22 protein-coding genes and 2 tRNA genes are annotated in these 23,180 nt (G+C 61.4%); 3 read left to right on the top strand and 21 right to left on the bottom strand.

Annotation, left to right across the window (positions count from 1 at the left end):
* Window positions 1-29: 29 nt before the first annotated feature.
* Together ACIN8IBEIGE_RS04460 and ACIN8IBEIGE_RS04455 are read right to left on the bottom strand one after the other, a co-directional pair.
* Entirely contained in the window at window positions 30-1,082 is a 1,053-nt protein-coding gene (locus tag ACIN8IBEIGE_RS04460) for a Glu/Leu/Phe/Val dehydrogenase dimerization domain-containing protein (RefSeq protein ID WP_160013597.1), read from the bottom strand.
* 221 nt (window positions 1,083-1,303) lie between these two features.
* Entirely contained in the window at window positions 1,304-4,771 is a 3,468-nt protein-coding gene (locus tag ACIN8IBEIGE_RS04455; protein ID WP_160013596.1) for an indolepyruvate ferredoxin oxidoreductase family protein, read from the bottom strand.
* Window positions 4,772-4,972: 201 nt separating this feature from the next.
* Between ACIN8IBEIGE_RS04455 and ACIN8IBEIGE_RS04450 the strand changes: the two genes are divergently transcribed.
* The gene (locus ACIN8IBEIGE_RS04450; RefSeq protein ID WP_160013595.1) at window positions 4,973-5,440 is read left to right on the top strand and encodes an Lrp/AsnC family transcriptional regulator; all 468 of its coding nucleotides are present in this window, start codon (window positions 4,973-4,975) and stop codon (window positions 5,438-5,440) included.
* A 95-nt stretch (window positions 5,441-5,535) separates the two neighbouring features.
* On the opposite strand, the gene phnP is transcribed toward ACIN8IBEIGE_RS04450, so the two are convergent.
* The 13 genes from phnP to phnC all read right to left on the bottom strand — a co-directional run bounded on the left by phnP (window position 5,536) and on the right by phnC (window position 16,281).
* Window positions 5,536-6,300, bottom strand: a complete 765-nt coding sequence (gene phnP, locus ACIN8IBEIGE_RS04445) for a phosphonate metabolism protein PhnP (RefSeq protein ID WP_160013594.1) — start codon at window positions 6,298-6,300, stop codon at window positions 5,536-5,538.
* On the bottom strand, window positions 6,291-6,929 hold the full coding sequence (gene phnN / locus ACIN8IBEIGE_RS04440) for a phosphonate metabolism protein/1,5-bisphosphokinase (PRPP-forming) PhnN (RefSeq protein ID WP_160013593.1): 639 nt from the start codon (window positions 6,927-6,929) through the stop codon (window positions 6,291-6,293). The genes phnP and phnN overlap by 10 nt, the downstream gene beginning before the upstream one ends.
* Window positions 6,929-8,074, bottom strand: a complete 1,146-nt coding sequence (locus tag ACIN8IBEIGE_RS04435) for an alpha-D-ribose 1-methylphosphonate 5-triphosphate diphosphatase (protein ID WP_160013592.1) — start codon at window positions 8,072-8,074, stop codon at window positions 6,929-6,931. The genes phnN and ACIN8IBEIGE_RS04435 overlap by 1 nt, the downstream gene beginning before the upstream one ends.
* A complete protein-coding gene (gene phnL, locus ACIN8IBEIGE_RS04430; protein ID WP_160013591.1) occupies window positions 8,064-8,777 on the bottom strand; it encodes a phosphonate C-P lyase system protein PhnL in 714 nt (237 codons plus the stop codon). Before phnL ends, ACIN8IBEIGE_RS04435 begins: the two co-directional genes overlap by 11 nt.
* Window positions 8,778-8,908: 131 nt before the next feature.
* Entirely contained in the window at window positions 8,909-9,718 is an 810-nt protein-coding gene (phnK, locus tag ACIN8IBEIGE_RS04425; RefSeq protein ID WP_160013590.1) for a phosphonate C-P lyase system protein PhnK, read from the bottom strand.
* Window positions 9,715-10,593: an alpha-D-ribose 1-methylphosphonate 5-phosphate C-P-lyase PhnJ gene (locus ACIN8IBEIGE_RS04420; RefSeq protein ID WP_160013589.1), complete on the bottom strand. Its 879-nt coding sequence runs from the start codon at window positions 10,591-10,593 to the stop codon at window positions 9,715-9,717. The genes phnK and ACIN8IBEIGE_RS04420 overlap by 4 nt, the downstream gene beginning before the upstream one ends.
* Entirely contained in the window at window positions 10,590-11,681 is a 1,092-nt protein-coding gene (locus ACIN8IBEIGE_RS04415; protein ID WP_160013588.1) for a carbon-phosphorus lyase complex subunit PhnI, read from the bottom strand. The genes ACIN8IBEIGE_RS04420 and ACIN8IBEIGE_RS04415 overlap by 4 nt, the downstream gene beginning before the upstream one ends.
* Window positions 11,681-12,292: a phosphonate C-P lyase system protein PhnH gene (gene phnH / locus ACIN8IBEIGE_RS04410; protein WP_160013587.1), complete on the bottom strand. Its 612-nt coding sequence runs from the start codon at window positions 12,290-12,292 to the stop codon at window positions 11,681-11,683. The genes ACIN8IBEIGE_RS04415 and phnH overlap by 1 nt, the downstream gene beginning before the upstream one ends.
* On the bottom strand, window positions 12,292-12,768 hold the full coding sequence (gene phnG / locus ACIN8IBEIGE_RS04405) for a phosphonate C-P lyase system protein PhnG (protein WP_160013586.1): 477 nt from the start codon (window positions 12,766-12,768) through the stop codon (window positions 12,292-12,294). The genes phnH and phnG overlap by 1 nt, the downstream gene beginning before the upstream one ends.
* Before the next feature lie 13 nt (window positions 12,769-12,781).
* Window positions 12,782-13,486: a phosphonate metabolism transcriptional regulator PhnF gene (gene phnF / locus ACIN8IBEIGE_RS04400; RefSeq protein ID WP_160013585.1), complete on the bottom strand. Its 705-nt coding sequence runs from the start codon at window positions 13,484-13,486 to the stop codon at window positions 12,782-12,784.
* Between the two features lie 36 nt (window positions 13,487-13,522).
* On the bottom strand, window positions 13,523-14,317 hold the full coding sequence (phnE, locus tag ACIN8IBEIGE_RS04395) for a phosphonate ABC transporter, permease protein PhnE (RefSeq protein WP_160013584.1): 795 nt from the start codon (window positions 14,315-14,317) through the stop codon (window positions 13,523-13,525).
* A 66-nt stretch (window positions 14,318-14,383) separates the two neighbouring features.
* Window positions 14,384-15,388: a phosphonate ABC transporter substrate-binding protein gene (gene phnD, locus ACIN8IBEIGE_RS04390; RefSeq protein ID WP_160013583.1), complete on the bottom strand. Its 1,005-nt coding sequence runs from the start codon at window positions 15,386-15,388 to the stop codon at window positions 14,384-14,386.
* A gap of 56 nt (window positions 15,389-15,444) precedes the next feature.
* Window positions 15,445-16,281: a phosphonate ABC transporter ATP-binding protein gene (phnC, locus tag ACIN8IBEIGE_RS04385; RefSeq protein ID WP_160013582.1), complete on the bottom strand. Its 837-nt coding sequence runs from the start codon at window positions 16,279-16,281 to the stop codon at window positions 15,445-15,447.
* Between the two features lie 393 nt (window positions 16,282-16,674).
* On the opposite strand from phnC, the gene ACIN8IBEIGE_RS04380 reads away from it, so the two are divergent.
* Window positions 16,675-16,992, top strand: a complete 318-nt coding sequence (locus ACIN8IBEIGE_RS04380; protein ID WP_160013581.1) for an Arc family DNA-binding protein — start codon at window positions 16,675-16,677, stop codon at window positions 16,990-16,992.
* Between the two features lie 167 nt (window positions 16,993-17,159).
* Here the strand turns inward: ACIN8IBEIGE_RS04380 and ACIN8IBEIGE_RS04375 are convergent, their stop codons facing one another.
* The 4 genes from ACIN8IBEIGE_RS04375 to mgtE form a co-directional block, all read right to left on the bottom strand.
* A complete protein-coding gene (locus ACIN8IBEIGE_RS04375) occupies window positions 17,160-18,296 on the bottom strand; it encodes a sodium ion-translocating decarboxylase subunit beta (RefSeq protein ID WP_090382955.1) in 1,137 nt (378 codons plus the stop codon).
* Between the two features lie 12 nt (window positions 18,297-18,308).
* The gene (gene oadA, locus ACIN8IBEIGE_RS04370) at window positions 18,309-20,084 is read right to left on the bottom strand and encodes a sodium-extruding oxaloacetate decarboxylase subunit alpha (protein ID WP_160013580.1); all 1,776 of its coding nucleotides are present in this window, start codon (window positions 20,082-20,084) and stop codon (window positions 18,309-18,311) included.
* 25 nt (window positions 20,085-20,109) lie between these two features.
* On the bottom strand, window positions 20,110-20,361 hold the full coding sequence (locus ACIN8IBEIGE_RS04365; protein WP_090382939.1) for an OadG family protein: 252 nt from the start codon (window positions 20,359-20,361) through the stop codon (window positions 20,110-20,112).
* 174 nt (window positions 20,362-20,535) lie between these two features.
* A complete protein-coding gene (gene mgtE, locus ACIN8IBEIGE_RS04360; protein ID WP_160013579.1) occupies window positions 20,536-21,978 on the bottom strand; it encodes a magnesium transporter in 1,443 nt (480 codons plus the stop codon).
* A gap of 322 nt (window positions 21,979-22,300) precedes the next feature.
* Here mgtE and ACIN8IBEIGE_RS04355 point away from each other — a divergent pair, with 322 nt between their 5' ends.
* Window positions 22,301-22,816: a DUF4124 domain-containing protein gene (locus ACIN8IBEIGE_RS04355; protein WP_160013578.1), complete on the top strand. Its 516-nt coding sequence runs from the start codon at window positions 22,301-22,303 to the stop codon at window positions 22,814-22,816.
* 102 nt (window positions 22,817-22,918) lie between these two features.
* On the opposite strand, the gene ACIN8IBEIGE_RS04350 is transcribed toward ACIN8IBEIGE_RS04355, so the two are convergent.
* Both ACIN8IBEIGE_RS04350 and ACIN8IBEIGE_RS04345 read right to left on the bottom strand, forming a co-directional pair.
* Window positions 22,919-22,995 (bottom strand) — tRNA-Arg (locus ACIN8IBEIGE_RS04350).
* A 72-nt stretch (window positions 22,996-23,067) separates the two neighbouring features.
* Window positions 23,068-23,144: transfer RNA gene (locus ACIN8IBEIGE_RS04345), tRNA-Arg, on the bottom strand.
* Window positions 23,145-23,180 lie beyond the last annotated feature (36 nt).

The following is a 23,180-nucleotide window of genomic DNA, read 5'->3' as shown; positions in this document are numbered from 1 at the left end:
CCAGTAGTGCGGGCTACGTTTAGCTGTTTTTAACGTCCAAACCGCTCTTCAGCTAATTGATCAGCGATTTCTACGGTGGTTTTGCTCGCTGCATCGGCGCGTTGGAAGATCTGTTCCAGAGTCTCGCCGATGCCTTCGATATGCGCTTTGAGCTGCGCGGCGCTGCCGCCGGTGCGTTCGTAGCAGACATCGATAATGCCGCCGGCATTGATCGCGTAATCGGGCGCGTACAGGCACTCGTTACGACGCAGGGTTTCCGCCAGGCTGGCATCGGCCAGCTGGTTGTTGGCGGCCCCGGCGATAATCGGCGCACGCAGGGCTTCCAGGGTTTGCTGGTTGATAATGCCGCCCATGGCGCACGGCGCGAATACATCCACATCCAGGCCGAAAATTGCCTGCTGACTGACGGCTGTTGCGCCCAGTTGCTCGACCGCGCGACGCACATTGGCTTCGACGATGTCGGTGACCCACAGCTCGGCCCCGGCAGCTTTCAGCTGACGCGCCAGGTCGAAGCCTACTTGCCCTACCCCCTGGATCGCGACTTTCAGACCGTGCAAGTCATCACGGCCCAGGCGGTGTTTGACCGCAGTCTGAATGCCGATAAACACCCCGTAAGCGGTAGACGGTGACGGATCGCCATTGCGCGTGCCGCCAGCGAAGGCTTCGCGCAGCTCGGCGCCGGATACGTGGCGGGTGCGTTCGGCCATGATCTGCATTTCCGCCACGCCAGTGCCGGAGTCGGCGGCGGTGATATAACGGCCGCCGAGGCTGTCGACAAAATCACCCATAGCCTGGAACAGCGCCGTGCTCTTGCCGGTATGCGGCTCACCGATGATCACCGCTTTGCCGCCGCCCAGCGGCAAGTTGGCCAGGGCCGATTTATAGGTCATACCGCGCGACAGGCGCAGCACATCGCGTAGCGCTTCATCGTCATTGGCGTAGGGCCACATGCGGCAACCGCCAAGAGCTGGGCCAAGGTTGCTGTTGTGAATGGCGATTATCGCCTTCAGGCCGCTGGCCTTGTCGTGGCCGTAGACCACCTGCTCGTGGTGGTCGAAATCGATATGGGAAAACACGGACATAGGTGCCTCATTTTTTTGTTGTAAGAGGTCGCCCACTCCCGGTTAAGGGAGTGGGTGATGGTTATAAGCGTCAGGGGTGAGAGCCTGCTCACGATCTCGCGAGCTAGAGCGAGACAAGGCAAAAACAGCCGAGGAAGCGGAGTTTACGGAGCTGTAAATGAGCATTCCGAGGCTGTTTTTAACGCCGTATCGCCGACGCACAGCAGATCGTGGGCAGGCTCTCAAGCGGCCGGTTCGAACAGCTGCACGGCCTGAATTTCGCTGACCAGCATGCGCGCCTTGAGCTGGCTGCTCTGCTCGCGCACCTTGGCCAGGCTGCGTTCCTTGACGTGGCCATAGCCGCGAATCTGCTCCGGCAGCTCGGCCAGGGCCAGCGCGGTGCGGTAGTTGTCGGCGTTGAGTTCCTTGAGCAGGTAGTCCAGATCCTGCTCGTAGTCGTCGATCAGCTGCAGCTCAAGCCGGCGCTCGGCGCTGTAGCCGAACAGGTCCAGCGGCGTGCCACGCAGAAACTTGAACTTGGCCAGTACGCCGAAGGCCTTGAGCATCCAGGCGCCGAACTGACGCTTGCGCGGCTCACCGGCGCTGGCATCCGGCTTGCTGAGCCAGGACGGTGCCAGGTGGAATTCCAGGCGGTAATCGCCGCTGAACTGTGCTTCCAGCTGGCGGATAAAACTACCGTCGCTGTACAGCCGTGCCACTTCGTACTCGTCCTTGTAGGCCAGCAGTTTGAAGTAATAGCACGCCACTGCCTTGCTCAGGGCTTGGTCAGCGCTCTTGTCGACCTGCTGCACCCGCGCCACCTGCTCGCGGTAGCGCTCGGCGTAGGCGGCGTTCTGGTAGGCGGTCAGGCGCACCACGCGGTCCGCGATGATGTCTTCCAGAGTCTGGCAATGCGGCGCTTCGATCACGTCTGGCTTGGCCAGACGCTCCACGGCGACAGCGTCATGGGCAGCACGACGGCCCCAGAGGAATGCCTGCTGATTGAGCTGCACGGCCACGCCGTTAAGCTCGATGGCCTTGTTGATGGCTTCGGCGGACACCGGCACCAGGCCTTTCTGGTAAGCGAAACCGAGCATAAACAGGTTGGTGGCGATGCTGTCGCCGAGCAGGCGGGTAGCCAGGCGGCTGGCATCGACAAAGTGGGTTTTGCTCGCGCCCACTGCCTCAATCAGTGCCTCACGCATTGCTACGCCGGGTACCTGGGCATCGGGGTTGCGGGTGAATTCGGCGGTGGCGGCTTCATGGCTGTTGACCACCGCATGGGCGATCTTGTCATTCAGTTTGGCCAGGGCCTCTTCACTGGCCGACACCACCAGATCGCAACCCAGCAGCAGATCGGTTTCCCCGGCGGCAATGCGCACGGCGAAGATGTCGTCCTGCTTGGCGGCAACGCGGATATGGGTGATCACCGGGCCGAACTTCTGCGCCAGGCCAGCCTGATCGAGTACGCTGCAGCCCTTGCCTTCGATATGCGCGGCCATGCCGAGCAACGCGCCGACTGTGGTGACGCCGCTGCCGCCGACACCCGGCAGGAGGATATTCCAGGGGCGATCCAGCGCCGGTTGGCGCGGCTCCGGCAAGGCGATAAATAGCGCGCCCAGGCCAACTGCCGTGGGTTTGCGCAGGCTGCCGCCGTGCACGGTGACAAAGCTTGGGCAGAAGCCTTCAACGCAGCTGAAATCCTTGTTGCAGGAATTCTGGTCGATCTCACGCTTGCGCCCCAGTTCGGTTTCCAGCGGCAGCACTGACAGGCAGTTGGACTTGACGCTGCAATCGCCGCAACCCTCGCACACCGCAGGGTTGATAAAGGCGCGCTTCTGCGGATCAACCAGCTTGCCGCGTTTGCGCCGACGACGCTTCTCGGTGGCGCAGGTCTGGTCGTAGATGATCACCGAGCAGCCCTTGAATTCGCGCAACTCGCGCTGCACGGCATCCAGATCGCGGCGATGGTGGAAGGTGACGATGGGCGCGAAAGTGTTGCGGGTCGGGTATTTCTCCGGCTCATCGGTGACCAGGGCGATGCGCTTCACCCCTTCGGCATACACCTGCTGGCTCAGTTGATCGACGCGCAGTTCACCGTCGATGGGCTGGCCGCCGGTCATGGCCACGGCGTCGTTGTAGAGAATTTTGTAGGTGATATTCACCCCGGCGGCCACGGCCGCACGCAGGGCCAGCTGGCCGGAGTGGAAGTAGGTGCCGTCGCCGAGGTTCTGGAAGATATGCGGGGTGTCGGTAAACGGCGCCTGGCCGATCCAGGTCGCGCCCTCGCCGCCCATCTGGGTAAAGGTGTCGGTATTGCGGTCCATCCACTGGGTCATGTAATGGCAACCAATACCGCCTTGGGCACGGCTGCCTTCCGGCAGTTTGGTCGAGGTGTTGTGCGGGCAGCCGGAGCAGAAATGCGGAGTGCGCACGGTGTGATGCTTAGGCGCAGCCAACGAGGCTTCCTTGGCCGCGAGGAAGGCCAGGCGCTCCTCGATCTGCGGGCTGCTGTAGATCGGCGCGAGGCGCTTGGCGATGGCGCGGGCGATCATTGCCGGGGTCAGCTCGGAGAGATTCGGCAGCAGCGAATGGCCAGCCTCATCGAACTCGCCGACCACCACCGGGCGCTTACCCACCGGCCAGTTGTACAGCTGACCGGTGAGCTGGTCTTCGATGATGCTGCGTTTCTCCTCGACCACCAGAATCTCGTCCAGGCCTTCGGCGAATTCATGCACCGACACCGGCTCCAGCGGCCAGCTCATGCCGACCTTGAGTACGCGCAGGCCGACCTGGGCGCACAGCGCTTCATCCAGACCAAGGTCATCCAGGGCTTGGCGCACGTCGAGATAGGACTTGCCGGTGGTAATAATGCCCAGACGCGGGTTGGGCGAATCGAGCTTGATCTGGTTGAGGTTGTTGGCCAGCGCAAAGGCACGGGCGGCGTAGATCTTGTAGGTATTGAGGCGCGCCTCCTGAGCCAGGGGCGGGTCCGGCCAGCGGATATACACGCCGTCTTCCGGCAGCTGGAAATCCTCGGGAATCTTCACCTGCATGCGCAGCGGATCGACATCCACCACGGCGGAAGAATCGACGTTTTCGGCGATGGTTTTCAGCGCCACCCAGCAACCGCTGTAACGCGAAAGCTCCCAGCCGATGATCCCGTAATCGAGAATCTCCTGAACGTTGGCCGGATTCAGCACCGGAATCGAGGCGGCGATAAACGCATGCTCGCTCTGGTTGGCAATGCTCGAGGATTTGCAGCCATGGTCGTCGCCGGCCAGCAGCAGCACGCCACCATGCTCGGAAACGCCGGCCGAGTTGCCGTGCTTGAACACATCACCGCAACGGTCCACACCCGGGCCTTTGCCGTACCACATGGCGAACACGCCGTCGTAACGCGCGCCAGGGAACAGGCTGGTCTGCTGGCTGCCCCACACAGCGGTGGCGGCCAACTCTTCGTTGACACCCGGCTGGAAGTGGATGTGATTGTCTTTGAGGTATTGCTTGGCGTCCCACAGGCTCTTGTCCAGGTTGCCCAGCGGCGAGCCACGGTAACCGGAAATAAAGCACGCGGTATTCAGGCCATGAGCTGCGTCGCGTTGCTTCTGCAGCATGGGCAGACGGGTCAGTGCCTGGGTGCCGGTCAGGTAGAGGTGACCGGTAGCAAGGCGGTACTTGTCATCCAGGCGGATCTCGGCCAGAGACATGGTGGTGCTCCTGTTATTTTTATCGAGAGCTGGGTTGGCAACGGTTAATGCCACCCTTGTTAAGCCTAGTGCGGGATCACCGCACTAGGCGCATAGCCAAGAATATGAATGGAGCGCACGGCTTTTTTATTTCTTTTTGCTGGCCGTTTTACAGATACTGCGCATGATTAATCCAACAAGAACAAAAAATTCGGAACAGTCATGCAAGAAAAACTCAGCCCCATCGACCGCAAGATTCTTCGCCTGCTGCAACACAACGCCGACCTCTCCGCCGCCGAGATCGCCGAGAAGGTGGAGTTGTCACAATCGCCCTGCTGGCGGCGGATTCATCGCATGCAGGTAGACGGCATCATCGAGCGCAAGGTGGCCCTGCTCAGCCACAAGCAACTGGGCTTCAGCATCACCGTGTTTGTCGATATCAAGCTGTCGGCGCACGGGCGCAGCAACTTGGAAGAGTTTGAGCAGGCGGTGGTCGGGTACCCCGAGGTGCTGGAGTGCTTCACCATGGCCGGCGGCTCGGACTACCTGCTCAAGGTCGTGGCCAAGGACATCGCCAGCTACGAACGCTTTCTGCGCGACCACCTGCTGCAACGCCCGCACGTACACGAAGCGCACTCGCATATCGCCATGAGCGAGGTGAAACGCACCACCGAGTTGCCGCTGGACTGAAAATGGCTTGAAGATTGCGAAGGGGCCGGGCGGCGCTCCGCTTTAACCGCGATCGCTGAACAACAGCAAGCCCCTCGCACAAAAGCGCTGGCCGCTCATAGCACTCGCCCATCAAAGGCCAGACTTACGCCGGCCGGCAAGGCATCGGGGTTATCCAGCAGCCAGGCATCGAAGCTATGGCCGATATGGGTCAGCACGGTTGCCCTGGGCTGCAGCCTCTCGACCACCTCCAGCGCACGGGTCAGGTCGTTGTGATTGCGCGGGGCGATGGGTTGCGGCGCGGTGGAGCAATCCAGCACCAGCAGATCCAGCGGCTGTTGGCGCAGCACCTCGGCGCTGGCGTCCGGCACGCCGAGGGTGTCGGTGAGGTAGGCAATACGCCTGCGCTCTCCATTTACCTCTGGGCCCTCCAGCAAGTAGCCAAAGGTCAGTTTCGAGTGATTAAGCGGCAGCGCCGTGACGCTGAGTTCACCCAACTGCCGCTGCTCGAAGGGCGCGAATGGCTGGCTGAAATCGAGAATGCCGGGGTGCTTGTACAAATCGGCCAGGCCTTGCAGATCATCTGGGCCATGCACCGGAATAATCAGCCCCTGCCCCCAGCGCAGGTGCAGCAAACCCTGGGCGTGGTCGGCGTGGTAATGGGTTTGCAGGATGCCGCTCAGGCTATGGGGCGGAAAGCGCTCACAGAGATCGGTCAGGCCCGAGTCGATCAGCCAGCGCTGCGCGCCACATTCGATCAGCGCGCAACAGGGGCCACGGCGCCGCGCGGGATAAACCCGCGCGCTGTCGCAGGCCGCGCAGCTGCAGTTGTATACCGGCACCTGACGCGCATCGCCGGTGCCAAGCAGGGTCAGGCGCATGCGCGGGCATCGCTAAGCAGTTGCAGCAGCTGGGTGACGGTCTGGTCGAGCGGGCCGGAGTTATCCAAAACAATGGTGCTCTCAACTGGTGCTGCCGTGGGAGGGGCTTCAGCCGCGACCGTCGCCGCTAAAGCGCCTCCCACAGACGCAACTCCTACAGCCCGAGGGATGGCCGATACAAAGTAGCGGCTGCGCGCCAGGCGGGCTTCGATCTGCTCGGCGCTTTCCCGACCGCGCGCTTGCAGGCGCTGGCGCAGGGCTGCTTCATCCACCTGCAGCAGGATCGCCAGCAATTCGGGATAACGCTCGCGCGCCTTAGGCAGATAGCCGCGCGAGCCATTGACCAGCACATCCTGCCCCGCCGCCAGCCAGTCATTGATCTGCCGGGGAATGCCATAGGCCAGGCCGTTGGCGCGCCAGCTCAGGGCAAAGGCACCGGCGGCCTCCTGCTGGTCGAATTCGGCCGGCGACACGCCAATGGCGTCCTCGCCCACCGCTTCCGCCGAGCGGGTGATGATCCGCCGGGCGGTCACACAACCCTGTTCGGCCAGACGCTCGCGCGCGGCATTCAGCAGGCTGTCCTTGCCCGAGCCCGAAGGCCCCATCAGATAGATCAACCGGCCACTCATCAGAACACCCTTTTCGCTTGTCGCCAGACTTGCTGGATCACCGCCTGGCCCCCGTGCACCTGCGCCTGCACCAGGTCAGCACGCAGACCGACGCGGATTTCACCGCGATCATGCAGCCCCGCCGCCTGTGCCGGCACGCGGCTGACGGTGGCAATCGCTCGCGGCAGATCATAGCCGTTATCCTGCCCGGCCAGCAGCAAAGCGGCCTGCAGCAGGCTGGCCGGGTAGTAGTCACTGGAGAGGATATCCAGTACACCCTGCTGAGCCAGTTCGGCGGCGGCGATATTGCCGGAGTGCGAACCGCCACGAACGATATTCGGCGCGCCCATCAGCACCTTCAGACCCAGCTCGTGGCTGGCTTTGGCCGCCTCCAGAGTGGTGGGGAATTCGGCGATGGACATGCCGAAGCCGGCCGACTCCTGAACATGGGCCAGGGTGGCGTCATCGTGGCTGGCCACGGAAATACCGCGGGCCTGGCAATCGGCAACGATGCTGCGACGCTGACGGTCGCTGTACTGCCGCGAGTTGCCCACCTGCTCGACGATAAAGGCATCCATCTCCGCAGCACTGAGATGGTACTTGCCCATGTAGTACTCGCGGTATTTGTCTTCCTTGGCGAACTGGCGCTGGCCCGGCGCGTGATCCATCACCGAGACCAGTTGTACCAGCGGGTGCTCGACCAGATCGCGAAACACCGAGAGAGTCTCCGGGTGGCAGACCTCGCAGCGCAGGTGCAGGCGGTGATCGGCGCGCAGATGCCCGGCCGCTGCCGCTGAAGCAATCGCCTCGAGCATCGCCGGCAGTTGCTGCATGCGTTTGCCACGCGGGTTGACGTCGCCAATTGCCAGTGCATCGAACACCGTGGTGATGCCCGCCGAGGCAATCTGCGCATCATGGGTCAGCACCGCCGAGGCCGAGGGCCAATCCACCCCCGGCCGAGGGCTCATGTATTTTTCCAGGTTGTCGGTGTGCAGCTCGACCAAGCCGGGCAGCAGGTAATCACCGTTCAAATTCTGCGCCTGGGGCAAGCCGCTAACGCCCTCTTCCACCTGGGCGATCAGGCCGTCATGCAGCACCAGGGTGCCGACAAACTCCTGTTCGGCGGTGACGATCCGCGCGTTGGTAAGAATCTGTTCAACCGGCATATACATACTCCTGCTGCGCCGCAGCGCTCATATCAAGGTAACGATCGGCCACTGCCTCACGGGCGGCGCGGTCGTGGAAGATGCCGATCAGCGCGCTACCGGCGGCCTTGGCTTCATCGATCAGTTCCAGCACCACCTGGCGGTTGGCGTCGTCCAGGGAGGCGGTGGGTTCGTCCAGCAGTATCAACGGCCAGGCGACCATAAAGCCGCGGGCGATATTCACCCGCTGCTGCTCGCCGCCGGAGAAGGTGCCGGGGGCGAGCTGCCACAACGCCTGGGGAATATTCAGCCGGCTGAGCAGGCTTTTCGCCCGCGCTTCGGCATCGGCCTTGCTCCAGCCACGGGCCAGGGCCGGTTCCATCACAACATCCAAGGTCGACACACGGGGAATCACCCGCAGAAACTGACTGACATAGCCCAGGGTCTGCCGGCGCACCGCCAGCACCTGGCGTGGTTCTGCGCCAACCAACTCAACCCAGGCGCCGTTGTGCAACACGCGAATGCTGCCGCCAGCGGCCAGGTAGTTGCCGTACAGGGTGCGCAGCAAGGTCGACTTGCCAGCACCGGATTGACCGTGCAGCACCAGGCACTCGCCGGCGCGCACGCTGAAATGCAGCCCGCTCAACACATTCAGCACCACGCCGTGCTGCTGATGCAGGGTGAAGGTCTTGCTGAGGCCGGAGACCTCGATAAGCGTATTCATATAAACCTCGAACTACGTACGACCGGATGTGATCCGGCGCGAGAGTCGTTTCGTAGGGTGGATGGCGCTTTATCCATCCACCATGGCAACACCTCGGTGGATGAAAACAGCGTCATCCACCCTACCCAGCGTCAGGGTTGAAGCACCGACGACACCAGCAACTGCGAATAGGGATGCTGCGGGTCATCGAGAATCTGATCGGTGAGACCGGCCTCGACCACATGGGAGCGGCGCATCACCATCAGCCGGTCCGCCAGCAAGCGCGCCACCGCCAGGTCGTGGGTGACGATCACCACCGCCAGGTCCAGTTCGCGCACCAGGCCGCGCAGCAGGTCGAGCAGGCGCGCCTGCACCGACACGTCGAGGCCACCGGTGGGCTCGTCCATAAAGATCAGCCGTGGGCTGGAAACCAGGTTGCGGGCGATCTGCAAGCGCTGCTGCATGCCGCCGGAGAAGGTGCGCGGCAGGTCGTCGATGCGTAGCGGGTCGATCTCCACCTGTTTCAGCCAGTCGATGCCGGCCGCGCGCAGTTCGCCGTAATGGCGCACGCCCTGGGCCATCAGCCGTTCGCCGATATTGGCCCCGGCAGACACGCCCATGCGCAGGCCGTCACGCGGGTTCTGCTCGACAAAGCCCCACTCGGTACGCAGCAAGGTGCGTCGCTGCGCTTCGCTGGCGCTGTACAGATCGAGCCAGTTGCCGGCCGTGTCGCGGTAACTGACTGCGCCGCGATCCGGCGGGCAGCGCCCGGACAGCAGGCTGAGCAGGGTCGACTTGCCCGAGCCGGACTCACCGACGATGCCCAGCACCTCGCCCGGGTACAGATCGAACGACACGCCCTGGCAGCCCTTTTCCGGGCCGTACAGACGGGTCAGGTCACGCACGCTAAACAGCGGCTGCGCCGTGTCTGTATGCAGGTGCAATTTTTCGGCAGCACTCATTGCGCGCCCTCCTGTTCAAGGTCACGGCGTTGCATGCAGTAATCGGTGTCGGAACAGACAAAGCGTTTGCTGCCGGCGTCGTCGACAATCAGCTCGTCCAGATAAGAGTCGTGGCTGCCACAGAAGGCGCAGCATTCGTCCCAGCGCTGGATCTCGAAAGGGTGATCTTCGAAGTCCAAGCTCACCACCCGGGTGTAGGGCGGCACGGCATACAGGCGTTTTTCGCGGCCCGCGCCGAACAGCATCAGCGCCGGGCTCATGTGCAGCTTGGGGTTGTCGAATTTGGGGATCGGTGACGGGTCCATCACGTAGCGCTCATCCACCGTCACCGGGTAGGCGTAGCTGGTGGCGATATGACCGAAGGTGGCAATGTCCTCGTACAGTTTCACGTGCATCACACCGTAATCTTCCAGCGCGTGCATGGTGCGGGTCTCGGTTTCCGAAGGCTCGATAAAGCGCAGCGGCTCAGGGATCGGTACCTGGTAAACCATGATCTGATCGCCGCTCAGCGCGGTTTCCGGGATGCGGTGGCGGGTCTGAATCACCGTCGCCTCGGGCGTGCGCGTGGTGGTTTTAACCCCGGCCGTACGGGCGAAGAAGCGGCGGATCGACACCGCATTGGTGGTGTCATCCGCGCCCTGGTCGATCACTTTGAGCACATCGTCAGCGCCGAGAATCGCCGCAGTCAGCTGCATGCCACCGGTGCCCCAGCCATAGGGCAGCGGCATCTCGCGACCACCGAACGGCACCTGATAGCCGGGAATTGCCACGGCCTTGAGCAGGCCACGGCGGATCATGCGTTTGGTTTGCTCATCGAGGTAGGCAAAGTTGTAGCCAACCTCAGTTGCATATTGTGTTTGGGCCTGGGCATTCATGCGCGTTGCTCCTCGGCGGCGGGCTGCTCGCTGGCCTGCTTGCGCAGTTTGCGGATCAGCTCCAGCTCGGATTGGAAGTCGACGTAGTGCGGCAATTTCAGGTGCGAGACGAAGCCGGCGGCCTCGACGTTGTCGCAGTGCATCAGCACGAACTCCTCCTGCTGCGCCGGGCCTTCGACCTCTTCGTTGTACTCGCCCGCACGCAGCGAACGGTCAACCAGGGCCATGCCCATGGCCTTGCGCTCGGCATAGCCGAAGGCCAGGCCGTAACCGCGGGTGAACTGCGCCTGCTCGGCACTCTCGCCAACGAACTGGTTGACCATCTCGCACTCGGTCACTTCGATATCACCCAGCGGTACGGCAAAACCGAGTTCTTCCGGCTCCAACCAGACCTCGACCTCGCCGATGCGGATCTCCCCGGCAAAGGGGTGATTGCGGCCGTAACCGCGCTGGGTGGAATAGCCCAGCGCCAGCAGGAAGCCTTCATCGCCTCGGGCCAGAGCCTGCAAGCGCTGGGCGCGGCTGACAGGGAAATCCAGCGGCTCGCGGGTGATATCCGGCACCGCTAAACCATCATCGACCTCGCGGGCCATCAGCCCTTCGTCGGCGAGAAAATCCAGCACCCGCGGGCACGGCGACAGTTCAGCCTGTGGATCGACCTGCGGGCCTGGTTGCTCACCTTCGGCCAATAGCGCGAAATCCAGCAGGCGGTGGCTGTAGTCGAAGGTCGGGCCGAGCAGCTGGCCGCCGGGCAGGTCCTTGAAGGTGGCCGAGATGCGCCGGCTCAGCTGCATCTGCGTGGTCTCCAGTGCGGCGCTGGCACCAAAGCGCGGCAGCGTGGTGCGGTAGGCGCGCAGCAGGAAGATCGCTTCCATCAAGTCACCGGCCGCCTGCTTGATCGCCAGGGCAGCCAACTGCGGGTCGTACAGTGAGCCTTCGCTCATCACCCGGGCGACCGCCAGGGGCATCTGCTCGCGCACCTGCTCCACGCTCAGCTCTGGGATGGAAGTATCACCACGGCGCTTTTTCGCCAGCAGTAAATGGGCATTGTCGATGGCGCGTTCGCCACCTTTGACGGCGACGTACATCAGGCAGCCTCCTCGGCGTTGAGCAGCACACGGGTGCTGCGCGGCAGGCCGATGACCTGCTCACCAGCAGCGAAGAAGGCATCCAGGCCACGGGGAAACGCGCTGCGCGCCTGGCGCTGCTGCCAGAACGCCGCCGGCAGCGGTAGCTCGACGCTGCGTACGTCCTTGATGCCCGGCCCACGCCAGCGCAGCGCGTCGCCATTGCTGAGGGCGTCGAGCTGGATCAACAAGGTGCAGGACTGGTCCGGGTAGCGCTCGCTGCCATTGTCGAAGGCCGACAGGTCCGTCAGCTCGCTTGCATCGAGCAGGGCAAATAGCGCCAACTCACGCTCGGCGACAATCGGGCAGCCGCAGTGAAAGGCCAGGTTGGCGCGGATCGCCGGGGTGTCGAAACGCGGCGCAAGCCACAGCGGCGTGTCGCCATCGAGAAACGCCAGGCACAGGGCGTAAGTGGCCGGATGCAGGCTTTCCAGGGCCAGGGCACGGTTCAGCGGTTGTACCAGGCCTGGCTCGGCCAGCGCCTTGAGGGCGCTGCGAAAGCTGGTTTGCGCATCCAGCACCGGGTCATTGAAGGCCGGTTGCAGCCATTGCGAGCTATTCGCCGCGTTCATCAGTCTTCTCCTCGGACCAGGGTAAAAAACTCCACCTGGGTGGTGGCGGTTTCGGCGGCCTTGGCCGCCTGTTGGGCACGCTGTGCAGCGACTAGGGGCTCGATCAGCCGGCTCTGCCAGTGAGCCTGCTCGGCACCCTGCAAGTGCGCATCGGCCAGAGCTGCCAGCTCGGCGTGCTGCTTGTCGCGGCCGGCCACATAGCTGTAACCGGTGCGGCCATCGGCCAGGCGCACCACGCAGCGGGTCACGCTCATCTCGCCGAGGTTGAACGGGCTGCCGGTGCCGCCCATGCGCCCACGCACCAGGCACATGCCAATTTCCGGGGCACGGATCAGGCGGTAATCCGCTTCTTTCAACACCGATTCATAGGTCGCCAGCTGGCCGCCGGCGCGGGCGAGTACACCCATCCAGCGCTGGCGAATGGCGATCTGCGGATCGCTGTGCAGCAGGTTGCTTTGCGGTCGTGCGCGGTTCATCAACGAGCCTCCATCAAAGGGCGAGCTGGTACTGGAAACGGTCGGCGCGGCTGGTCGATAACGACAGCTCCACCGGCCGCCCGGCCAGATCGCGGGAAAGGGTTTGCACACTCAACAGCGGTGCATGTTTGGGCATCAGCAGCCGTGCGGCCTCGTCACGGCTGGGCAGGCGTGCGCCAATCAGGCTGAAGGTGCGGGTCAATGGCAGGCCGCGCTGACTGAGGTACTGGCGCAGCGAGCCTCCCTGGTAGTCGGCCAGCAACTCGGCGTATTTGGTGCTGAAGGCATGGCGAATCAGGCTGACGGGCTGACCTTCAATCAGGCGCAAAGTACTCAGCTCCAGTAACTGCGCAGCACTGGGCAGTTGCAGGTACTCACGCTCTTCGCAGCTGGCCGGGCGCAGGCGGCTTTCCAGCAGCTGTGCCTCGACTTTGTGACCAAGCGCCGAAAGCGAGGCGCTGTAGGCGCTACCGGCCTGCATCGGGTAGACCATGGGTTTAGCCAGCACCCGCGTACCCTTGCCCTGCTGGCGCAGCAGGCGGCCTTCGAGCACCAGCTCATCCACGGCGCGTCGCAGGGTGTGGCGGTTGACGGCAAAACGCGCGGCCAGCTGCACCTCGGCCGGCAGGTAATCGCCGGGGCTCATGCGCTGCAGCTCATCACGCAGCACGGCAGCCAGTTCGCGGTACAGCGGCTCAGGTTGTCTAGACAAGTGCATGGCTAATAAAGGGCATCCGCAGATGCCCGTTCTCCGTCAGATGAATTGTTTACGCAGGCGCTGCGAAATGATGTCCAGCAGGCTGACCACGAGGATGATCACAATCAGCAGGGCGCAGGTCTGGGCGAACTGGAAGCCGCGAATCGCTTCCCAGAGAATCACCCCGATACCGCCGGCGCCGACCATGCCGACCACGGTTGCCGAGCGCACGTTGGATTCGAAGCGATACAGCGAGTAGGAAATCCACAACGGCAGAACCTGCGGAATCACCCCGTAGATGACTTCCTGCAGCGCGCTGGCACCGGTGGCGCGTACGCCTTCAACCGGGCCCGGATCGATGGCTTCGACCGCCTCCGCAAAGAGTTTGGCCAGCACCCCGGTGGTGCCGATAAACAGCGCCAGCACCCCGGCGAATGGACCCAGGCCAACGGCCACCACGAAGAGCATGGCGAAGACCATTTCATTGATCGAACGGCAGGCGTCCATCACTCGACGAATCGGCTGGTAGACCCACCACGGCACGATGTTTTCCGAGCAGAGAATGCCCAGCGGGATAGCCAGAACTATCGCCAGCACCGTGCCCCACAGGGCGATCTGCACGGTGACGATCATCTCCTTGAGGTACAGCTCCCAGTTGCTGAAATCGGGCGGAAAGAAGTCCGCGGCAAAGGTCGCCATATTGCTGGAGTCGCGGATCAGCGCCAGCGGATTCATCTCCGCGCCCTGCCAGGACCAGGCCAACACAACGAAGAACAGCCCCCAGCCGATCAGCTGCAGCCAGGAACTCTTGGCGATCAGGTCGGGCGTGGGTGCGGTGGTCAAAGTGGTCATAACAACATCTCGAATCAAGCGGCAGAAGAAAACGACCCGCCGTGGGCGGCGGGTCGAGAACTGCGATTAACCAGCGCTGGCAGGGCTCTGCTTGGCGATTTCAGCCATGCGCTTTTCCAGCTTGGCCAGCTCGGCATCCAGCTCTTTGAGCTGAGCCTGCTTGTCAGCAGCATTGAGCTTGTCGTTGTTGGCCACTTCGGTGCGCTTCTTGAACAGTTCCAGCTGGCGAATCGGCAGCAGCTGATCGTCATCGGAAGCCTTGAACTTGGCCCACTGCAGACCAGCCAGGACTTTCTGCTCGGCCGGCTCGTCGCCGTAGGTCATAAAGAATTCGCGCAGCTTGTTCTTGGTGGCGTCATCCAGGTTCTTGCGCCATACCATCGGATCGGACGGGATCAGCGGCGAGGTCCAGATCACCTTCAGCTGAGCGGCCTTGTCCGGCGCAGTCACTTGCAGACGCTCCATGCCTTCGCTGTTGAAGGTGCCGACATCGACCTGCTTGTTGGCTACCGACAGCGCGTTGACTTCGTGGCTGCCATTGAGCGCGCGCTTGAAGATCTTGTTGGCGTCGGCATTGTTTTGCGCGAACACGTAGTAGCCCGGTACCAGATAGCCCGAGGTGGAATTCGGGTCACCGTTGGCAAAGGTCAGGCTCGAAGCGTTTTTCAGCATGTCTTCGATCGAACTGATCGGGCTGTCCTTGTGCGCCACCATCAGGCTGTAATAGCCCTGAGTGCCGTTGGCGGCAACGGTCTGGGCGAAGATCTGCCCATTGGCACGGTCCACTGCTTCCATCGCAGCCTTGTTGCCGTACCAAGCCATGTCGACCTTGTCGAAACGCATACCCTGGATGATCCCTGCATAGTCAGGGGCGAAGAAGGCTTTGATCTTCAGGCCGGTCTGCTCGCTCATGTCCGCGAGGAAGGGATCCCACATGGTTTTGAGGTTCTGCGAGGACTCGGTGGAAATGATGCCGAAATTGATTTCCTGCTCAGCAGCCTGGGCAGCACCCAGAACCGAACCGGCCAGCAACGTGGACGCGGCGAGAACGCGACTGATACGTTTGAACATGCAAAGCACTCCTAGTGCAGATGGACATACAGGGGTTGGCATAACAGGCAAGCGGCTCAGGCCTTGGCCAGAGCCAGCGGAACTTTCGGGGTACGCGCACGGCGCGGCTTCTCTGCGTTTTGCGGCTCTGCTATGAGCTCGGCCCCGTACAAATCGTTAAGGAAGTTGGGATGCAGCTCGGCGGCGGCGCCGTCGTAATGAATACGCCCCGCTTTCAACGCCACGGCGCGCCGGCAATAGCGCATGGCGTAATCGACCTGATGCAGGGTGACCACCACGGTGGTGCCGTCTTCGCGGTTGATGTCGGCCAGAATCTGCATGACCTTGCGCGCTGATTCGGGGTCGAGCGAGGCAATCGGCTCATCAGCCAGAATCACCTTGGCCCGTTGACACAGGGCACGGGCAATCGCTACGCGCTGCTGCTGCCCACCGGATAGAGTCGAGGCGCGCTGCTGCGCCAGATCAGCCAGACCGACACGGGCCAATGCCTGCAATGCGCGCTGTTTTTCTTCGGCATTGAACAGGCCGACGGTGCCTCGCCAACGCGGCATGCGCCCCAGGCAGCCGAGCAGCACGTTCTGCAGCACACTGAGACGGCCAACCAGATTGAACTGCTGGAAGATGTAGCCGATATCGGCACGCAGGCGACGCACTTCGCCATTCAGACTGCCATTGGCCTGCACCTCACGACCCAGCACCTGAATGCTGCCACCGCCGCTGCGGTCACAGCAGGCCAGGCCGGCCACGTGGCGCAGTAGGGTCGACTTGCCGGAGCCTGAAGCGCCGATCAACGCCACCATTTCACCGGGATCTACGGACAGCGCCAGATCAAACAGCGCCTGTTTGCGGCCGAACGTCTTGTTCAGGCTCTCAACCCGGATCACTGCGCTCATGGAATGCCTCCTTTTTATTAGCGGTTACACCGCGGCTGACAGCCGCCTTCTGGTGTAGACCAAGGTAGGCAAATCCTGTGTCAGGCCGATTAATGGGCCGTGACACTTACGTGACCATTGCTTGAAGTTTTTTCTACGCGATAGTGAATTTCCTTGCTTTTTGCACAGCACGGCGCATTTCTGATGACTGGTGCTGGCATAACGCCTTTACTCGCCGCAAAATGCGACACGTCATTGACGTCAATTTATCGACCTATTGACTATAGAGTCACATGCGATTTAAGCGGCTTTCTGGCTGAACGGTTAGTGCTAAAGGTGGTCAAACCGGTGACAATCCTATAGCCCATTGCCAGTATCGCTTTCCTGAACTAACCGGTTTAATGTACGCGCCCTATGAAACCAGCACTCTATTCCAGCCGCACCGCTGACAAATTCGTAGTTCGTCTGCCCGATGGCATGCGCGAACGTATTGCGGATGTCGCACGCAACCATCACCGCAGCATGAACTCGGAGATCATTGCTCGCCTCGAGCAAAGCATGCTCCAGGAAAGCGCTCTGGGTGACGACCTCAACATGCGCCTGGACAGCCCAGATCTGTCCTTGCACGAGCGTGAGCTGCTGCAACGCTTCCGCCAGCTGTCACGCCGTCAGCAGAATGCCCTGGTGGCATTGATTGCTCACGATGCCGAGATGACAGCCGAAGAAGCCTGACTGCACTGCACAACGAAAAAACCGGCCTAGGCCGGTTTTTTTGCTGCCATTAAAAAATGGCCTGGAGCCATTTCTAACGCTGCACCGCGTCGGCCTGCAAGATGGCCATCAGGGATGGCAGGCCATAAAAAACCGCCCTTAAGGCGGCTTTTTATGGCTCGTGTTAATTAGCCAACAAAGCTGAGCAACACACCCGCGGCCACGGCCGAGCCAATCACCCCAGCCACGTTCGGGCCCATGGCATGCATCAGCAGGAAGTTCTGTGGGTTGGCTTCCAGCCCGACCTTGTTCGACACCCGCGCCGCCATCGGCACCGCAGACACACCAGCCGAACCAATCAACGGGTTGATCTTGTTCTTACTGAACAGGTTCATCAGCTTGGCCATCAGCACACCAGCTGCCGTACCAGCACAGAACGCCACCATACCCAGACTGAGGATGCCTAGCGTCTTCAACTGCAAGAAGGAATCGGCAGAGAGCTTCGAGCCCACAGTCAGGCCAAGGAAGATGGTGACGATATTGATCAGCGCATTACGCGAGGTATCAGCCAGACGCTCAACCACGCCGGCCTCACGCAGCAGGTTACCGAGGGCGAACATGCCGATCAGCGGCGCAGCATCCGGCAACAGCATGCCGATCAGCAGGCACAACACAATCGGGAAGATGATCTTCTCGGCCTGACCCACAGGGCGCAGCTGCTGCATGACTATGGCGCGCTCCTCCTTGGTGGTCAGTGCACGCATAATCGGCGGTTGAATCAACGGCACCAGCGCCATATAGGCATAGGCCGCCACCGCAATCGGGCCGAGCAGATGCGGGGCCAGCTTGGAGGTCACGAAAATCGAGGTCGGGCCGTCGGCACCGCCGATGATGGCGATGGATGCAGCTTCCTTGAGGGTGAACTCAAGCCCTGGAATACCCAGGGCGGTGATCGCCAACGCACCCATCAGAGTACCGAAGATGCCGAACTGCGCCGCCGCACCAAGCAACAGGGTTTTCGGATTAGCCAGCATCGGACCAAAGTCGGTCATGGCGCCGACGCCGAGGAAAATCAGCAACGGGAAGATACTGGTGGGTAGACCCACCTCGTAGATCATATGCAGGAAGCCCGCCCCCTCGGCCATATTAGCCACCGGGATGTTGGCCAGCAGGCCGCCAAAACCAATCGGCAACAGCAGCAGAGGCTCAAAGCCCTTCTTGATCGCCAGGTAGATCAGCAGAATGCACACCGCGATCATAAACAGCTGACCGACCTCAACGTGATACAGGCCGGTGCTCTGCCAAAGTTTGAGGAGCTTATCCATTACTGCGCTCCCTCAACCGATGGTCAGCAGACTGTCGCCCACCGCCACCGCATCACCGACCTTGACGTTGACCGCAGCAATGGTGCCGGCCTTGAACGCACGAATCTCGGTTTCCATCTTCATGGCTTCGAGAATGATCACCAGCTGCCCCTCTTCCACCGCCTGGCCTGGCTGCACCAACACCTTGAAGATGTTGCCAGCCAGCGGGGCACTCTGCGGTTCGCCAACACCAACGGGGGCAGCTACCACCGCAGCCGAATTAGCACCGCCACCGACAGCCTTCAGCCCTTCGATGTCGCCACCTTCGTTGACCTGCACCACATAGGACTTGCCGCCCACTTCAACGGTGTAGACCTCAGGCTTGCCGGCTTCACGAGCTGGCGCTTCCTTGCCGGTCGGCGCCGGCTCGAACGCCGCCGGGTTACCGCGATTTTCCAGAAACTTCAGGCCGATCTGCGGGAACAGCGCGTAGGTCAGCACGTCGTCGATTTCGTCAACGGCGAGTTTGATACCTTTCTCGCTGGCAATGCCCTTGAGCTCGGCAGTCAGCTTGTCCATCTCGGCTTCAAGTAGATCGGCCGGACGGCAAGTAACGGCCTCAGCACCATCGAGCACACGCGCCTGCAGCTCTTTATTGAAAGGCGCCGGCGCTGCACCGTATTCACCCTTCAGAATGCCGGCGGTTTCCTTGGTGATCGACTTGTAGCGCTCACCGGTGAGCACGTTGATCACTGCCTGGGTGCCGACGATCTGCGAGGTTGGCGTTACCAACGGGATAAAGCCGAGGTCTTCGCGTACGCGCGGAATCTCAGCCAACACTTCGTCGAATTTGTCCTGGGCGCCCTGCTCTTTCAGCTGGCCTTCCATATTGGTCAGCATGCCACCCGGCACCTGGGCAACCAGGATGCGCGAATCGACACCCTTGAGGTTGCCCTCGAACTTGGCGTACTTCTTCCGCACTTCACGGAAGTAGGCGGCAATTTCTTCGAGCAGCTCCAAGTTAAGCCCGGTATCGCGCTCAGTGCCCTGGAACATCGCCACTACAGACTCAGTCGGCGAATGGCCATAGGTCATCGACAGCGAGGAAATAGCGGTGTCGACATTGTCGATGCCGGCTTCCACGGCCTTGAGAATGGCCACAGACGACAAACCTGCCGTGGCATGGCACTGCATATGAATCGGGATCGACAGGGTCGCCTTCAGGCGCGTCACCAGCTCAAACGCGGTGTAAGGCGTAAGAATACCGGCCATGTCCTTGATCGCCACCGAGTCAGCGCCCATGTCTTCGATCTGCTTGGCCAGATCAACCCACATTTCCAGGGTATGCACCGGACTGGTGGTGTAGGAAATGGTGCCCTGGGCATGCTTGCCCAGTTGCTTGACCGCCTTGAGGGCAGTTTGCAGGTTGCGCGGGTCGTTCATCGCATCGAATACGCGGAACACATCGACACCATTGAAGGCGGCGCGCTCGACGAATTTTTCCACCACATCATCGGCGTAGTGGCGATAACCCAACAGGTTCTGTCCGCGCAGCAGCATCTGCTGGCGGGTGTTGGGCATGGCCTTTTTCAGCTCGCGAATGCGGTGCCATGGGTCTTCACCCAGGTAACGGATGCACGCATCAAAGGTCGCGCCCCCCCAGGATTCCACAGACCAGAAGCCAACCTGATCGAGCTTGGGCGCGATCGGCAGCATGTCTTCCAGGCGCACACGGGTGGCCAGGATCGACTGGTGGGCGTCACGCAGCACCACATCAGTAATTCCGAGTGCTTTCTTTACGGCAGTCATACAGATGCTCCCTGTCGAACCTGGCTCACCCGCGGCGGGCGCGGTGCTGGTGAATAGCGGATTGGATAGCGGCTAGCACATCAGCGCTCGGCTCGTCGGAGGCCGGCTTGACTGCTGATGGCACAGATACGGGAATGGGTGTTTTCGCGGCAAAGCACTCGATAACCCACGACATCACGCGGATCATCAGCACCAATAGCATCAGGAATAGAAATACGGTGCCCAGGCCGAACAGCATGAGCTCGACACCCTCGAGGAGGAGTTCACTAGGGGTCATCTTGGCTCCATTACCAGCTACGTATGAGCTGCGTTAATTATTAGATAGGAGCGCCCGGGAGCTGATCCCGGGCAAAGCTGGCGAACCTTAGCGTGAAACGAGCGTTTGAAGCAAACCCAGTGCAGCCTAATGAGACATTTTCTGTAGAGAAAGCGTCATCAGCCCGGCAGGCTGCTAGAGCAGGAACAAACTGGCCAAACCGAGGAAGATAAAGAAACCACCACTATCGGTCACCGCCGTGATCATCACACTGGCGCCTAAGGCTGGGTCACGTCCCATACGCACCAGCGTCATAGGGATCAGCACCCCCATCAGCGCCGCCAGCAGCAGGTTCAGCACCATCGCAGCCGTCATCACCACGCCCAGCGACCAGCTGTCATAGAGCAGGTAGGCCACCACGCCGATCACCCCCCCCCAGACGATACCGTTGACCAACCCCACACCCAGCTCCTTGCGAATCAGCCGCGAGGTATTGCCGGTGCTGACCTGATCCAGCGCCATGGCGCGCACGATCATGGTGATGGTCTGGTTACCCGAGTTACCACCTATACCCGCAACAATCGGCATCAGCGCAGCCAGGGCGACCAGCTTCTCGATGGAGTCTTCGAACAGACCAATCACCCTCGACGCCATAAAGGCAGTAACCAGGTTGATCGCCAACCAGGCCCAACGGTTGCGCAGGGATTTCCACACCGAGGCGAAGATGTCCTCCTCCTCGCGCAGACCGGCCATATTGAGGACTTCGCTTTCGCTTTCCTCACGGATCAGATCGACCATCTCATCGATGGTCAAACGGCCGATCAACTTGCCGTTCTTGTCCACCACGGGCGAAGAGATCAGGTCATAACGTTCGAACGCCTGTGCAGCGTCGTAGCCGTCTTCATCCGGGTGAAAACTTACCGGATCGGTGGCCATGACTTCGCTGACCAGCTTCTCCGGGTCATTGACCAGCAGGCGCTTGACCGGCAGCACGCCCTTGAGCACACCGTCGTAATCGACCACAAACAGTTTGTCGGTGTGCCCCGGCAGCTCCTTGAGGCGGCGCAGGTAGCGCAACACCACCTCCAGGCTGACATCTTCGCGAATGGTGACCATCTCGAAGTCCATCAGCGCACCGACCTGATCCTCCTCGTAGGACAACGCCGAGCGCACACGCTCACGCTGCTGCGCATCAAGGCTTTCCATCAGCTCATGCACGACATCGCGCGGCAGCTCGGAGGCCAGGTCGGCCAGCTCGTCGGCATCCATGTCCCTCGCGGCCGCGAGAATTTCATGGTCATCCATGTCCGCAAGCAGGGTTTCACGCACCGCGTCAGACACTTCGAGGAGGATGTCGCCGTCGCGCTCAACCTTGACCAGCTGCCAGACCGTCAGGCGGTCATCAAGCGGCAAGGCTTCGAGGATATGGGCAACGTCGGCGGAGTGCAGCTCATCGAGCTTGCGTTGCAATTCGGCGAGGTTCTGCCGATGCACCAGGCTTTCCACCCGATCGTGATGCTGGCCTTCCTGACGATGAGTCAGGTCTTCGACCAGCTTGTGCCGATGCAACAGCTCGACCACCTGGGCCAGGCGATTTTGCAGGCTTTCTTGCGGCTTTTTTGCTTCTACTTCAGTCATGGCGCGCTCCACCCCCAGCGGCAGCGCACGCCACGGAGGGTCAATCAGTCAATACGTGATTGCACAATCGAGATTCTGAGTAACTACTGGGTAAGTCCATGGTGGTTTTCCACAAGCCCCGGCGGGGCTGACGCGGCGAATGATACCACCGCCCAGGCGCTTTGCATGTGACAAAAACAATCCTAGAACAAGCGCTTGCACGACAAACTTAAGCGCGCTTGCACATCTGTAACTGCGACGTGCCTGGCACAGGCAAAGGCACGCCTGGCGCAGACAAAGGTATCGACTACCCTTGCACATGGACCGTCACGGAGGACGCACCATGCATGGACTGCACTGCGCAGCTTTCTGCGCCATTCTGCTTTGCCCCCTACCCACACTCAGCTCAACCGTATTTCGCTGTGAAGACGCCAAAGGCCACATCACATTCACCCGCCAAGGTTGCCCCGACGAACACAGCCAAAGCCTGCAGCAGGCCTACAACCCCACACCCGGCAGCGGCAAACCGGTGCCATTGGCCAAACCGCGCAAGGCCAGCCGCGAGAGCAAGAAGAAAGATGAACATAAGCTGACAGTGATCGGCACTAAGCAGGACGGCTGCGGCAATCACCTCAGCAGCAGCGAGCGGCGCGCCGCCATCATCAAGCAGCAGATACGCCTGGGCATGAGCCGCAGCGACGTCGAGAGCAGCCTCGGCAAGCCTGACAAGGTCACCGAACAGAACGGCCAGACGCGCTACGTTTACCAGGGCAAGAAAGGCAACAAGCGCAACGTCAGCTTCGATGAAGCCGGCTGCGTCAAAGGCAAGGACAAACGAAAATCGGCGAGCAAAAAATGACCGACAGCCACTTTTAACGTCGTACAGCGACAACCCGCCGGGTCGCAACGATAAATGGCAAGCAATAAAAAAGGGCCTGCATCGCTGCAGGCCCTTCTTGTTTGGTGCACTCAGGAGGATTCGAACCTCCGACCGCTCGGTTCGTAGCCGAGTACTCTATCCAGCTGAGCTATGAGTGCATATGGCGCTTTTTAACCAGATCACCGCTGGCTGAAACAAAATGGCCTGCATCGCTGCAAGCCATTCCGATTTGGTGCACTCAGGAGGATTCGAACCTCCGACCGCTCGGTTCGTAGCCGAGTACTCTATCCAGCTGAGCTATGAGTGCATGTAACGCTTGCACTGCAGACTTTCAACACCAACG

This window comes from Pseudomonas sp. 8BK, assembly GCF_902506475.1.
GTDB lineage: Bacteria > Pseudomonadota > Gammaproteobacteria > Pseudomonadales > Pseudomonadaceae > Aquipseudomonas > Aquipseudomonas anguilliseptica.
This window is presented reverse-complemented; position numbering and strand designations above follow the sequence as displayed.